The organism is Paenibacillus sp. Soil522 (genome assembly GCF_001428245.1).
GTDB lineage: Bacteria > Bacillota > Bacilli > Paenibacillales > Paenibacillaceae > Pristimantibacillus.
On the sequence record NZ_LMRV01000077.1, the window covers coordinates 219,063 to 231,561 of the forward strand.

The following is a 12,499-nucleotide window of genomic DNA, read 5'->3' on the forward strand; positions in this document are numbered from 1 at the left end:
CTCTTATTCGCCAAATACCTCGATAAATTGTTTCTTATCTGCTTCACGATTTTCAGTTAATACAGCGATATCAGAGGAAAGGATGTTGAATTCAATGCTGCTTTTCAAGCCTGCGGGTGCAGGAACGCCTTCACGTATTGGCGTATAGCCGATTTCAGCTGCAACCTTCTGTCCTTCCTCTGATAATACGAAGTCCACAAAAGCTTTTGCCGCTGCTTCATTTGCTGAATCCTTCATAATGGCGATTGGCTCCGTGATAACGGGCACACCTTCAGTCGGGTAAACCAATTCAACTTGAGAGCCCTTGGCCTTCTCGCGGGCTACCATGAAGTCAACGACCATACCGTAACCTTTTTCTCCGCTGGCCACAGCTTTCAGTACGGCGCCGTTTCCTTTTATAACGGTTATGTTATTTGCTTTCAGGCTATTCAGGAAATCCCAACCAAATCCGTCAGTACGTGATAAAACTCCAATATTATAAGCTGCAGCGCCGGAATATATCGGGCTTGGCATAATGCCAGCATCTTTGTTTTCAGCAGCTGCAAGCACTTGCCATGAAGTAGGCAAGGTAGTTACTTTTTGTGTATTAACAGCAAGTATAGTTGCAATTATTTTCGTACCGGAATAGGTCCCATCCGGATCAACGAATTGTACTGGAATGCTCTTAACCTCTGGGGATTGATAGGAGGCTAGCAAATCTTGCTTTTTCAAGCCTTCGAATGTTACAGAATCCGCTAACAGGAGAACATCTGCCTGCACTTTGCCAGCTTGCTTCTCTGCTTGGATCTTGGCGATTACTTCTTCTGTTCCGGAGCGGAAGCTTTCTAAAGTAACATCAGGATATTTTGTGTTGAAGGCTGCTACCAGCTTCGTAATATCCTCTTCTGGCTGGGATGTATAGAAGGAAAGCTTTCCAGCAACGGCTTCTGCAGTGTCTTCTGCTGCAGTCTCTTCTTTAACAGGCTCTTGACCGGATGTTGACTGAGTATTTGCTCCGCAGCCGCTGAAGATTAGAAGTGCTGCCAAGCTCATAGTAATCAAAGATCTTTTTTTCAACAAAATGATCCTCACCCTATCAATCTATTTATATTTGAAGTGTAGAAAATGATTGTTACCAAACGATTAACTAAGAAGCTTTGAATTGTTAATATTGGAATATTGCTGAATTGCCAGTAAACCCTCCCCGTAGCTCAAACGTTGACGAAAGCACTTCATTTGTACAGAGTCCGCGACGGACCCGGTCTTGCGGCTATGAAGCAGACGTTAAATCACACACCGCTTGTCATGCTTGTCAAACTAGTCCGCATAATTGGTCAAGTCCCCTCATAGACATGTTATCAGCCAGTAAAAACAATGTGCAGAGGGGATGATTACATGCGTCGCATGACATGGACCGCGGCAGTATTATTATGTTTTTCATTAGTACTAGCAGCTTGCGGAACAAAGGACGCCGAGTCCGTGGTTAAGGAGCTCGACAAGGTGGTAAACAGCATGGAGAGCTATCAAGGCAGTGGGACGATGACGCTGCGGACGGGACAGCAGCCACTCGAGTATAAAGTGGAGGTATCATACCAGAAGCCGCAGTACTATCGGATCAAGCTGACGAATGAAGAGAAGGACATTACACAAATCGTGCTTCGCAATGACGACGGCGTATTCGTTCTCACACCGAAGCTGAATAAAGTGTTCCGCTTCCAAAGTGATTGGCCGCAAAATCAAGGCCAAGTATACTTGTACCAAACGCTGGTTCAAAGCATCCTGGTCGATAATTCACGGCAGTTTGTTGTAGATGAGGATGCTTATGTATTCGACGTAATGGCGAACTATAATAACGGTTCGCTGGCCCGTCAAAAGATTTGGCTGAATAAATCGGACTACAAGCCGGTTCAAGTGGAAGTCAGCGACACGAATGCGGCGGTTATGGTCTCGGTGAAGTTTGACAAGTTTGATTTCGGACCAAAGTTCGATAAGGCGGTATTCGAGACGGAAGCGAATATGAAGGCTGCGCCTTCCAGCCAAACCACCGAAGAGCCGACGATGACCACTCCGGAGCAAGATGTCAATGATTCGGCGGCAGGAAATGCAGCATCGCCTGATAACAATGCGGATGGCAGCGGAAATAATCCTGATGATGACAGCGCCGTGGACGGCGATGATCAAACAAATGATAGCGGCAATGCAGCAGAGGATGAAGGCGGCGACGCAGCAACCGGAGCAAAAACAGAAGAGAGTGCTGACTTTACCGCGATGAAGCCTTCTTACACGCCAGATGGCGTATCGGAGCCGGAATTAATCGACATCGTGTTTGGCGGAAATCCTGGTTTGATGCTTCGCTACACGGGTGATTATAGCTATACTCTTATTCAAACCGAGCCAAAGGATCAAGCGGCATCGTTAGTACCAGGGATGATGGTGGATTTAGGCTTCACGATGGGACAGCTTAGCGGCGATGAGCCTCAGACGCTTACCTGGACGTACGAAGGGCATCAATTCCGTCTTACAAGCGCAAATCTTCCTGAAACCGAAATGATTAAGGTTGCGCAATCGGTACAGGGTGAAATCGGGAAATAAAGCTGGAAAACAGCAGAATTTCCAAGACGTACTAGCCATTTCCGGAGTTCGTTTCATTGACAGTCACAGCAGCAACGTTTAACATTATTTCTATTGATGTTTGCTGCTCGGACTGTTGTGGCTGCCAAATGAGGAGAAGGTGAAAGGCTTGGATTCGTTTTATCGCCCGACGAGGGTTGAATTATCATTAGATGCATTACGACATAATTTACAGGCTTTTCGCAACGCTATCCCACAGGGCTGCAGGCTTATGGCTTCGGTCAAGGCGAATGCTTACGGGCATGGCGCGGTAGAGATAGCGCGTGAAGCAGAGCGCTTTGGCGTTGATTATCTAGGAGTCGCTTTTCTAGATGAAGCATTGCAATTGCGGAAGGCAGGCATCCAAACCCCGATTCTTGTGCTTGGTTTCGTGGCTGCGGATGCCTTGTCTGTCGCAAGAGAACACAATATTACGATAAGTCTGTTTCGGGATGACATTATAGAGGCTGCAGCTAAGCTGCCCGCTGATGTTAACGGACGCAAGCTCAAGGTACACATCAAGATCGATTCCGGCATGGGAAGGCTTGGCGTGATCGGGAAGGACGCAGCGGTATCTTTTATTGAGAAGGCGCTGCAGTTGCCTCAGCTTGAAGTTGAAGGTATGTTTACGCATTACGCCCGCGCAGACGAGGCTGACAAAAAGTATACGACGCTGCAATACGACAGATTTCGTGAGATAGCAGAGTATGTAGAACAGCAAGGCTTGCCCATTCCGATCATTCATGCTGCTAACAGCGCTGCAGGCATAGACACACCGCACTTTGCGGGAGGCATGCTGCGTCTTGGAATCAGTATGTACGGTTTATTTCCGTCTGAGGAAGTCAATCAGCAGCGCATCGAGCTGGAGCCTGTTATGACGCTTAAAACGGAAGTCGTTATGGTCAAAACAGCGCCAGCGGGCTGGGGAATCAGCTACGGCACACGTTATGTGACCAAGGGTGAAGAACGTATCGGAACATTGCCGATCGGATATGCAGACGGCTTTAGCCGCATGCTAACAGGTAAAGCCCACGGACTTGTGCGCGGCGTGAAGGTACCGGTTCGAGGTACGATTTGTATGGACCAATGTATGATTGCGCTTGATCCTGCTGCTTCTGATGCAGCTTCATTACCCGTTGAGCCAGGGGAAGAGGTCGTGCTTATCGGGCGTCAGGGCAATGCTGTTATTACGGTGGAAGAAGTGGCTCAGCAGCTTGGCACGATAAACTATGAAGTAATCTGCATGCTTGCTGCCCGAGTACCCCGCATTTACGTTAGCGGTGGTCGAATTACTGCAATCAATAATCCCTTAGCTTAGACATAATTCGATTTGGAAATTTTTTCATCTTTCATTTTTTTGTAAATGAAGAGGATTTTCGCCAAATATCACGAATGTAGTAAGGCAGATCATCTATAAGGGTTATACATGAAAACATACAGCATATTTGATATACGGCGAACATAGATATGTTTAAGTATAGCATCGGCAATATATTGTTATAATGTGTATTAAGGTTTTGGAAAAGTTTTGGGGGTGCGAGTTCGGTGGCCAATGTACAAAATACCAAAAGAATCATGATTAGCCTGCCAGATCATTTGCTGGAAGAGGTTGACGGGATTGTTGCCAAGGAAAACTCCAACCGCAGCGAGTTTATTCGGCAAGCCATGAAGCTTTACTTGGTGGAGCGCAAAAAACGTCAAATTCGAGAATCCATGCAGCGCGGGTATATGGAAATGGCGAAAATAAACCTGAACATGGCCTCGGAAGCTTTTCAAGCGGAGGAAGAAGCAGATCATACGTTAGGCCGTCTCGTTAGCGGGGTGTAGAGGTTGATTGTAAAACGCGGAGATGTGTTTTTTGCGGATTTATCGCCAGTCGTCGGATCGGAGCAGGGCGGTGTTCGCCCCGTACTGGTCATTCAGAATGATATCGGTAATCGTTTTAGCCCTACAGTCATTGTGGCTGCGATCACAGCTCAAATTCAGAAGGCAAAGCTGCCTACTCATGTTGAGATGGATGCTACCGCGCATGGCTTTGACCGCGACTCAGTCGTGCTTCTTGAACAAATCCGAACGATTGACAAGCAAAGGCTGACCGATAAGATTACGCATTTAGATGACGAAACGATGCGTAAGGTTGACGATGCCTTGTTGATTAGCGTTGGGTTAATTGATTTTTAATGACGATGAGGGCTATTTAGCATCTAAAAGGGGTATCCACTTCCGCTTGCTGAATGGCTTTTTTTGTCGGCTTTAACCGGATTTTGATGGAAATAGGAAAAAAATGCTAGACAAATGAAAGTCCTATTGCTATTATGAACTCAATTACTTGTTGCAAACCTAAAATATGAGCTCTATTATGCGAAGAACGCACGCAGTATGCCTTAGATGGCTGCTGATGCGTTCTTTTTTTATGCTCAGAGAGGAGTGGATATGAAGAGGAGACGGAATTCCATTATCAGCTTAACGGCTGCAGTGCTGTCGGCAAGTATGGTTTACGGCATGTATGAGCTGCAGCGAATTCAAATTGAGCGGGATGAGACGGTGGCCGTCCTCGTTCCAAAGCGTTTTATCGGAGCGGGCGAGCGGCTGAAGGAAAGTGATCTGGAGTATAAAAGGGTTCCGCAGGCTGCTTATATTTCCGACATGGTGATCAAGCTGGAGCATGCCGCAGGGAAGGAAACGATGATACCTCTAGGCAAAGGGGAACCGCTCTTGATTTGGAAGGTTGACGATTATTATTTGCAGCCCAAACGATCCGAATCGACATTTCAAATTCCGAAGGAGTATATCCGCTCAATTTCAAACGGAATTAGAGCGGGAGACAGGGTGCTACTTTATGCGTCGGGAGAGGATTCTCCCTCAAAGCGGCTCTTTCCGGAATCGGTCACAGTGGCTTCGGTGAAGACGTCGGGCAACGTAGAGATCGATAATATCGAGAATCCCAATTTATTTTCGCTGGCAGAGGGAAACAAGGAGCAAATGTATGCTTCAAGGCGTGAGGCAAACGGGATGATTGATTACTTGAATTTAAATTTAACGGAGGAGCAGTGGCTTCACATGGACAGCTTGTGCAAGAGCGGTGCCTTGAAGCTTGTCGTAGCATACAGCCCACAATCGCTTGATTTGCTAGCCCACAAGGAGGGTGATGGGCCGTGAACGGAGCTATAGCGCCTCTTGCCGTTTTTATTGGCACTACGCCTAATATCGGAACGACGACAGCGGCGTTTGCAGCAGCTTACCGGATGGCAGAAGCAATCGGCAAGCCGGTCGGATATTTATGCCTCAATCTCAAGAGTGCGAAGATCCACCGCTATATAGGGGTTGACGAGCCGCTCGTTACGCTGGATAAGCTTCGTCCGGAGCTGCGCTCGTGCACATTGACGCCGGAGAAGCTGCGCAGAGCCGCCTACCCGGTTCCAAGCCTCCCTAATTTGCAGGTGCTTTTCGGAAATCGAATGAGGGATCAAGCCGAGTATTTCACGACAGAAGAAGCGCAGCATTTGCTTGCGGTCGCAGAGCGGGCCTTCTCGTTTGTAGTCACGGATGTGGGCGCTTATTGGGATAATGCAGCTACCATTTGCTCGGTACGAAGAGCTGGCTCGCGAATTCTTGTAACTACGCCTGCTTTGTCTCATTTTCAAGAGGACGGCAGGCGCTGGATTGGACAAGTATCACCTTTATTCGGGGTTGCTCCCGAGCAGTACGATTCGGTCATAATCAACGGTCCATGGAGAAATGGAGGTTATCAGATGAAGCATATTTGCAAAGAGCTGGGTACATCGCCGCTTGGCCGGCTTCAATTAAGCGAGCCGGTCTTTAGCCAATTGGATAGTGGAACGTACGCGGAATGGCTGAAAGCCGATACGGAGGGGAGACAAACGATGCGAGAGCCCGCTAAAGCGCTGATGAAGCGGCATGGCTTTCGCAGTATGGCGACATCGGTATCGGTGCAACCCTGGTATCGGAAGCTGCTCGCACATCGCAATGGTACAAGCTCGTGACGGCGCAGCAAAATCGATTTTCGCCATCGGAGTTCGCAGCGCAGATGCAATCGGAGAGGGAGCGTCGCGAGGATGCGGCAGCGGTCCCTTACCTGATTGCTGACGCGCAGGAACAATTCGCCAAGCTCGCCGATGAGATAAGAACCTATTTAAGCGCTCCGCATGGGCTAGGCGAGGAAGAGCGCAGGCAGTATAGCGAGACATTGAATCGCGCTGTGCTCGGCTATTCGCAGGAGCGCGAGCAGGTTCTGGCGGTCATCACGGACCGGTTGATCAGGCTGCGTATCCATGAAGCGGCAAATGTACAGCATCCGTACCAAAATTTAGCGGAAGCGTTGTTCGCAGAGGTGATCGGTTTGAGTGTCCTTGAATTGGTGCTCGCTGATAAGGAAGGACTGGAGGAAATTCAGGTTGTCGGTGAAAAAATCTTCATCGTGAAACACGGCGTTACGGCTCCGTCTCCCTATCGTTTTGACAGTATCCGGGAGGTGGAGCGTATCCAGCAAAATTTAGTTCTCTACAATAATGACCGCATTAATCCGCGTAAGCGGTGGGCTGAGGTGATGCTGCGCGATGGCTCGCGGGTGACGATGACCGGCTTTGGCTTCACGGCAAGCCCAACCTTGACGATCCGTTTCTACACGGTGCGCAGCTTTAGCTTGGAGACGTTGTCCAGTCCGGCATACAGGACGATGAATGAGCGGATACAGCGCTTGCTCAAAGCGGTGCTAGCCGCAAGATTCAATCTTGTTATCATTGGACCGACCAACTCGGGCAAAACAAATCTGATGAAGGCGTTAATCGCGGAGCTTCCTGATGAGGAGCGAATCATTACGATCGAGGGACGATTCGAGATGATGCTCGGGCGTGATTTTCCAAGCAAAAATGTCGTGGAATATATGGCGGATGAAGAGGATGCCTATCACCGATCGGATCAGGCTTTCAAGCTCGCGCTCAGGCAATCCCCGCAGCGTATCATCCACGCCGAAATTCGCGATTTGGACGCGAACATTTACGTTCGTGCCTGCACGCGCGGCCATTCCGGGAGCATGACGACGGTGCATGCCAATAGGCTCGAGGATGTGCCGGAGGCCATAACAGACATGTGCATGCTTGATGGCAGGGGCATGAACGCGGAACGTCTGACGAAGCGCATCACGCATTATGTAACGGAGATCGGCATTGAAATGAGCTATTTGAACGGACGTCGGGTCATAAGCCGCATAGGCGAGCTGTGCTGGAAGGATGGACAAGCCTATGTGAGCGATTGGGTGAGGTTCGACGAGACGCTTAATGATTGGATGTATCCATCGCAGCCATCAGTAAGCGCAGCGGCTCGACTCTCTGCTGGAGGAGATAACGATGAATAAGCTTTCGACAGTGGCAGCTGCGTGCTTATTGTTTTGTTTATTATTTCTCGCATTGTATAACCTGCTCCTGCTCTGGTCAAGGGAACAGCAGCTGAGAAGCAAGTTGGCTTACCGAGCGAACAGAGGCTGGCGCAAGTGGCTGTCCGGACGCTTTAGGCGCTATGAATGGCTGCACCTCCATTTGTCTGAATTGCTGGAGACGCTCCAGCTGAAGGCGACACCTGGCGCATTCGTTTGTTTATCCGGCTTGCTGCTGCTGGCAGGGGTCGCATCGGGCGGCATTTTTTTTCAAACCGTAAAGGGAATTTTATTATTCGGCGGATTGCTGGGCTCATTACCCTACACGTGGCTGAGGACTATGCTCGTGCATCGGCGCATGCAGACACAAATGGATTTTTTACCTGCAGTAGAGCTTTTTTATCAATGCTATCTCGTTACGGGCGAACGTCAGGTAAGAATTGCGCTGCAGCGTACGGTGGAGGAGCGGAGACTGCTCGGGCCGATGCAATCGGTATTTGAGCAGCTTTACCGCAATCTGTCGGTACGCGGCGATGACGAGGCGAGCCTAAGGCTGCTTGCCGCATCGCTTGGTCATTTATGGGCGGATTATTTCGTGAACATTTTGCGGGTGGCGCTTGTGGAGGGAGTGCCCATATCGGATAGCTTAAAGGAGCTTCTGACCGATATGCGCAAGGCGAGGCGCGCGGGTGAGCAGGAACGAAACCGGCTGCTGGAAATACGTGTAGCCAATTTCTCGCCGCTATTGTTTCTCGCTTTATTTATCGGAATCAACCTTCGGTACAACAAGGACAACTCCTACTTTTATTATGTTGTCGAACCGCAGGGCCGGGATATGCTGCTGAATGCGATGATGCTCATTTTCGCTTCGTTTCTGATGGGCTTATGGCTCTCGCGCAAAAAAATGTGAAAGGAGAACGCGAATGCTTGAATGGACAGCACAAACGATAAGGCTAGCCATCCTTATAGGGCAGTATATATTTGGAGCAGCGGCGATTTATGCAATACTGCAGCTTTGGCCGCCTCGTGCCGCCCGGTGGAAGCATCTGGCCGCCGTACTAAGCTGGCGGACGAAGAAAGCGCCGGATGGCTGGCTGCGGATGTTCCGTATTTCAAGGCAGCGTCCTTCCTTTCTGGAGCGGGAGCTGCTGCTCGCAGGCTGCGGAGTAACGGTGGACGCCGCATGGTATGTATTCGCAAGAAGGCTTATGCTGCTCGCCGTTACCGGGTTGATTATGATTGCAGCTGCATGGCATGAGCGAATAAACGCGTATGTCCCCACCTCGTATTTGGTTCCCGGCTTGCTGCTGATTATGCTGTTCCTATTTATCGACTTAGTATGGCTGCGTTCCATTCGCAAGATGCGTGCGCTTCAAATGACCAAAGAAATATTTGCCGTCAGCAAGCAGCTGCATTACTTATCGGATTCTTCGCTGCATATCCATGCGAAGCTGCTGCGGTGCATCCCTTTTACGAGATCAATGCGCCTGGAATTAGAGCAGCTTCTGGCCGAATGGTACCACGATGCGGGAGGAGCGCTGCAGCGGTTCAAGCAAAGGATCGGTACGGATGAGGGGTTGAGCTTCGTGGAGACGCTTGATGCGCTTCGCCTGCATGAGAGCCCGCAATATTATGAGCTGCTGCGCGTACGCATTGCGGATTATAAGGAGAAGATCGAGCTGGCCAAAGAAAGCCGTAAGGAATCGACCTCTTATTTTTTGTTTGTTATCGCGGGCATTCCGATTTTATACACCTTCCAGGTGTTTATTTATCCCTGGGTAAGAGAAGGGCAGAAGCTGTTCCAGTCTCTTAGCTGAATTTTTTAAAATATAGGAAAGTATAAGTTTTTATCTCATACTCCGCCTATATTTCACCGCGAAACGAGCTTTTGCCGCCAGAGGATGGCGACAGCCGTTTACGCTTGGACGCTTATGAAAGGAGGTGATAGCATGCGCAACATTTTGATGACAGTCATGCTGCTCGTTGTCGTTATCGTCCTGTTCAACACGATCATCGCGAAGGACACGACAGGAACAAGAAGCCAGATCGAATCGCAAGGAACGTCGGCAAATACACGAATCAGCCAGCTGCTTCCGTAAGAGCTCAGCATTTTTGTATTTGCGAATGAGCGGAGGAGTCCATTTATGCGTGGTATTCTTGTATCAATGCTGCTGCTCGTTACCGTGATTATCCTCTATCAAGCTGTCGCGGAAGGCGATGGGGGGATGAAGCGGCAGCTTGATGGAGCGGGCGGCTCGGTTAGCAGCCACATTAGGGGAATGAGCCCATGAAGCAAATTTTAATATTCGTTTTGTTTGCCGCGCTATTATGCTGGCTAATGTTCTCTCCCATTTATAAGCATGTACTTATCGTTAGGCAAGCCGTTCTGCAGCAGGAGGTCGATTATTTGCTGGAAGTAGGAGCTAGCGGCAGCTACGGCTACATTAGCGGGGAGATGCAGGAGCAGTCCAGACAGCGTATGGCCCGGTTTGGCATGCGGCCTGATGAAATTGAATTTGAGCTTACTGCGGCGAACGGTCTTGCCGCATCGGACCCGAGCGCCCCTATTTTACGGGGAACCGGCATTTCGTTAACGATGAGTTATCCGTATGAGAACTTATTTGAAATTGACCGATTAATCGGCTTGACGCCGCCATTGCCCAATGAGCGGATGCGGGCGTTTGGGATGAAAATGAGTGAATATGTACCGTAAGCGAGGGAGGCGGATGGATCGGTGTACAAGCTGCTGCTTATCGTAGTGATGATGACGGTATGGATTTCGATTCATCTGCTGCAGGTGGAGGAGGAGCTCGCCATGCACACTTTATTCCAAGGCAAGCACGCAGTCAACCGGGCTGCGCATGCGGCAGCTCAGCAGCTGGATCAAGCGGCGCTTGGAGATGGCTTGCTCCGTATAGCGCCCGATGAGGCGGCAAAAACGGCCGCTTTATATTTACAGGAAAATTTAAAGCTGGATACGGACGGCGCGCCGCTGCCGGAATCATTTTTGAAGCAGAAGGCGGAGCTGGTCGTATTCGAAATTGTGAATGCGGATCGAGCCTTCCCATATACTTACCGAAACGATGCCTGCGATTATGAGGTTACGCTGCAGCAGCCGGGTGTGGTGATGATCGTCCGTATCGCTTATCCGCGCGCCTTTCAAATATTGGAGCCAATAGAGTGGGAAATAAAGGGGGTGGCAGAGCTCGTCGCAGGTTGACGGAAATTTGGAAAATTGGTGTAATAAGGGGAGGAAAATTGGATAGGAGCTGATTATCGAAATGACGGACATTACGCCTGATATTCCTGCTGAGCTTGTAAATCAGCGAATTGGACGTTTGCAGGAAGTCATGCAAGCGGAGCGGATTGACGCTTTTCTTATTACTCAAAATGTTGATCTTTATTATTTTAGCGGATCTATGCAAAATGGGTATTTATTTATTCCAAGCACTGGCGATGCTACCTTTTACGTTCGGCGCAGCGTTTCGCGCGCCAGGCTGGAGACAGCGGTTCAGGTAGCGGAGCTCGGTGCTTTTCGTCAGTTTGGAGAGACGCTTACTCAGCAATACGCATATTTGTTTGTTAAAGGAACGGAGCTGCGGATAGCAGCCGATCTGGATGTGCTTCCAGCCCAGCTTTACTTAAAGCTGTCGGAGCTGCTAGGCACGTCGGGCCGCTGCGAGCTTATAGACGGATCAGCCCATATTCGCAAAATTCGAATGATAAAAGCGCCATGGGAGGTCAGCCGAATTGAAGCAGCGGCCGAGGTTGTGGCACAGGCGCTAAGCGAGGCTTTGAACGTGCTGCGGGAAGGGATCAGCGAGCTTGAGTGGATGGCGCGTGTTGAATACGAGCTTCGCATCCGCGGGCATATCGGGTTGATGCGCATGCGCGGCTTCAATCAAGAGATTACGACCGGCATGGTTATTTCGGGGGCAGCTGCAGCCGTTCCCACCTATTTTGACGGGCCTGCCGGCGGGCTTGGACTTGGCGCGTCATCGCCGCAAAGCGTCAGCAGGTCGATCATAAAGCGAAATGAACCCATTTTGATCGATATCGGCTGCTGCGTGGACGGCTATGTCATCGATCAGACCCGCACGGCCGTTATCGGCGGGCTTTCCGAAACGCTGCAGCATGCGTATGATGTGTCGGAGTCGGTCATTGCGTCGGCAGAGAAGCTGATGGTTCCCGGCACGCTTTGCTCGAAGCTTTATGAGGATGCCCTTGAGAGATGTACAGCTGCAAAGCTGTCGGAGCATTTTATGGGGTTTGGCGAGGATCAGGCCAAGTTTCTGGGGCATGGCATCGGGCTGGAAATCGATGAGTGGCCTGTGCTTGCGAAAGGCTTTCAAATGCCGCTGGAGTCTGGGATGGTTATTGCTGTAGAACCCAAATTCACGTTTCCGGGGCAGGGAGTGGTTGGCATCGAGAACAGCTATTTGATTACCGAGCATGGTGCTAGAGCGCTGACTCGTTCGAAGGCTGAGCTTATTGTGCTGCCTTAGACAATGGGGGGGA

General features: G+C 49.9%; 15 protein-coding genes. 14 read left to right on the forward strand and 1 reads right to left on the reverse strand.

The features are described from left to right. Positions 1-3: 3 nt before the first annotated feature. Entirely contained in the window at positions 4-1,059 is a 1,056-nt protein-coding gene (locus ASG81_RS24450) for an ABC transporter substrate-binding protein (RefSeq protein WP_056640558.1), read from the reverse strand. A gap of 315 nt (positions 1,060-1,374) precedes the next feature. Here ASG81_RS24450 and ASG81_RS24455 point away from each other — a divergent pair, with 315 nt between their 5' ends. The 14 genes from ASG81_RS24455 (at position 1,375) to ASG81_RS24510 (ending at position 12,486) form a co-directional block, all read left to right on the forward strand. Next, positions 1,375-2,571, forward strand: a complete 1,197-nt coding sequence (locus ASG81_RS24455; protein ID WP_056640561.1) for a LolA family protein — start codon at positions 1,375-1,377, stop codon at positions 2,569-2,571. Between the two features lie 148 nt (positions 2,572-2,719). Continuing rightward, the gene (gene alr / locus ASG81_RS24460; protein ID WP_056640564.1) at positions 2,720-3,907 is read left to right on the forward strand and encodes an alanine racemase; all 1,188 of its coding nucleotides are present in this window, start codon (positions 2,720-2,722) and stop codon (positions 3,905-3,907) included. 227 nt (positions 3,908-4,134) lie between these two features. Next, a complete protein-coding gene (locus ASG81_RS24465) occupies positions 4,135-4,416 on the forward strand; it encodes a CopG family ribbon-helix-helix protein (RefSeq protein WP_028609437.1) in 282 nt (93 codons plus the stop codon). A 3-nt stretch (positions 4,417-4,419) separates the two neighbouring features. Then, a complete protein-coding gene (locus ASG81_RS24470; protein WP_056640569.1) occupies positions 4,420-4,770 on the forward strand; it encodes a type II toxin-antitoxin system PemK/MazF family toxin in 351 nt (116 codons plus the stop codon). 252 nt (positions 4,771-5,022) lie between these two features. Further along, on the forward strand, positions 5,023-5,748 hold the full coding sequence (locus ASG81_RS24475) for an SAF domain-containing protein (RefSeq protein WP_056640571.1): 726 nt from the start codon (positions 5,023-5,025) through the stop codon (positions 5,746-5,748). Then, positions 5,745-6,593 (forward strand): hypothetical protein, encoded by an 849-nt coding sequence (locus ASG81_RS24480; protein WP_056640573.1) that lies wholly within the window; start codon positions 5,745-5,747, stop codon positions 6,591-6,593. Before ASG81_RS24475 ends, ASG81_RS24480 begins: the two co-directional genes overlap by 4 nt. 44 nt (positions 6,594-6,637) lie before the next feature. Beyond that, positions 6,638-7,963: an ATPase, T2SS/T4P/T4SS family gene (locus ASG81_RS24485; RefSeq protein WP_056640575.1), complete on the forward strand. Its 1,326-nt coding sequence runs from the start codon at positions 6,638-6,640 to the stop codon at positions 7,961-7,963. Continuing rightward, on the forward strand, positions 7,956-8,891 hold the full coding sequence (locus ASG81_RS24490; RefSeq protein WP_056640578.1) for a type II secretion system F family protein: 936 nt from the start codon (positions 7,956-7,958) through the stop codon (positions 8,889-8,891). Before ASG81_RS24485 ends, ASG81_RS24490 begins: the two co-directional genes overlap by 8 nt. Positions 8,892-8,904: 13 nt before the next feature. After that, positions 8,905-9,798 (forward strand): hypothetical protein, encoded by an 894-nt coding sequence (locus ASG81_RS24495; RefSeq protein WP_056640581.1) that lies wholly within the window; start codon positions 8,905-8,907, stop codon positions 9,796-9,798. Positions 9,799-9,930: 132 nt separating this feature from the next. Beyond that, positions 9,931-10,080, forward strand: coding sequence for a hypothetical protein (locus tag ASG81_RS32335; RefSeq protein WP_181426263.1), 150 nt, complete (start codon positions 9,931-9,933; stop codon positions 10,078-10,080). Between the two features lie 45 nt (positions 10,081-10,125). Next, positions 10,126-10,272, forward strand: coding sequence for a hypothetical protein (locus tag ASG81_RS31390; RefSeq protein WP_155971868.1), 147 nt, complete (start codon positions 10,126-10,128; stop codon positions 10,270-10,272). Beyond that, positions 10,269-10,694, forward strand: coding sequence for a hypothetical protein (locus ASG81_RS24500; protein WP_056640587.1), 426 nt, complete (start codon positions 10,269-10,271; stop codon positions 10,692-10,694). Before ASG81_RS31390 ends, ASG81_RS24500 begins: the two co-directional genes overlap by 4 nt. A gap of 21 nt (positions 10,695-10,715) precedes the next feature. Further along, positions 10,716-11,201: a hypothetical protein gene (locus ASG81_RS24505; protein WP_056640589.1), complete on the forward strand. Its 486-nt coding sequence runs from the start codon at positions 10,716-10,718 to the stop codon at positions 11,199-11,201. Between the two features lie 61 nt (positions 11,202-11,262). Further along, on the forward strand, positions 11,263-12,486 hold the full coding sequence (locus ASG81_RS24510; RefSeq protein WP_056640591.1) for a M24 family metallopeptidase: 1,224 nt from the start codon (positions 11,263-11,265) through the stop codon (positions 12,484-12,486). The last annotated feature ends 13 nt before the right edge of the window (positions 12,487-12,499 follow it).

Bases quoted from the DNA above. Each gene is read 5' to 3' on its own strand.
- ASG81_RS24490 (WP_056640578.1), top strand. From the start codon at position 7,956: ATGAATAAGCTTTCGACAGTGGCAGCTGCGTGCTTATTGTTTTGTTTA.
- ASG81_RS24485 (WP_056640575.1), top strand. From the start codon at position 6,638: ATGCAATCGGAGAGGGAGCGTCGCGAGGATGCGGCAGCGGTCCCTTAC.
- ASG81_RS24510 (WP_056640591.1), top strand. From the start codon at position 11,263: ATGACGGACATTACGCCTGATATTCCTGCTGAGCTTGTAAATCAGCGA.
- ASG81_RS24455 (WP_056640561.1), top strand. From the start codon at position 1,375: ATGCGTCGCATGACATGGACCGCGGCAGTATTATTATGTTTTTCATTA.
- ASG81_RS24495 (WP_056640581.1), top strand. From the start codon at position 8,905: ATGCTTGAATGGACAGCACAAACGATAAGGCTAGCCATCCTTATAGGG.
- ASG81_RS24475 (WP_056640571.1), top strand. From the start codon at position 5,023: ATGAAGAGGAGACGGAATTCCATTATCAGCTTAACGGCTGCAGTGCTG.
- ASG81_RS32335 (WP_181426263.1), top strand. From the start codon at position 9,931: ATGCGCAACATTTTGATGACAGTCATGCTGCTCGTTGTCGTTATCGTC.
- ASG81_RS31390 (WP_155971868.1), top strand. From the start codon at position 10,126: ATGCGTGGTATTCTTGTATCAATGCTGCTGCTCGTTACCGTGATTATC.
- ASG81_RS24500 (WP_056640587.1), top strand. From the start codon at position 10,269: ATGAAGCAAATTTTAATATTCGTTTTGTTTGCCGCGCTATTATGCTGG.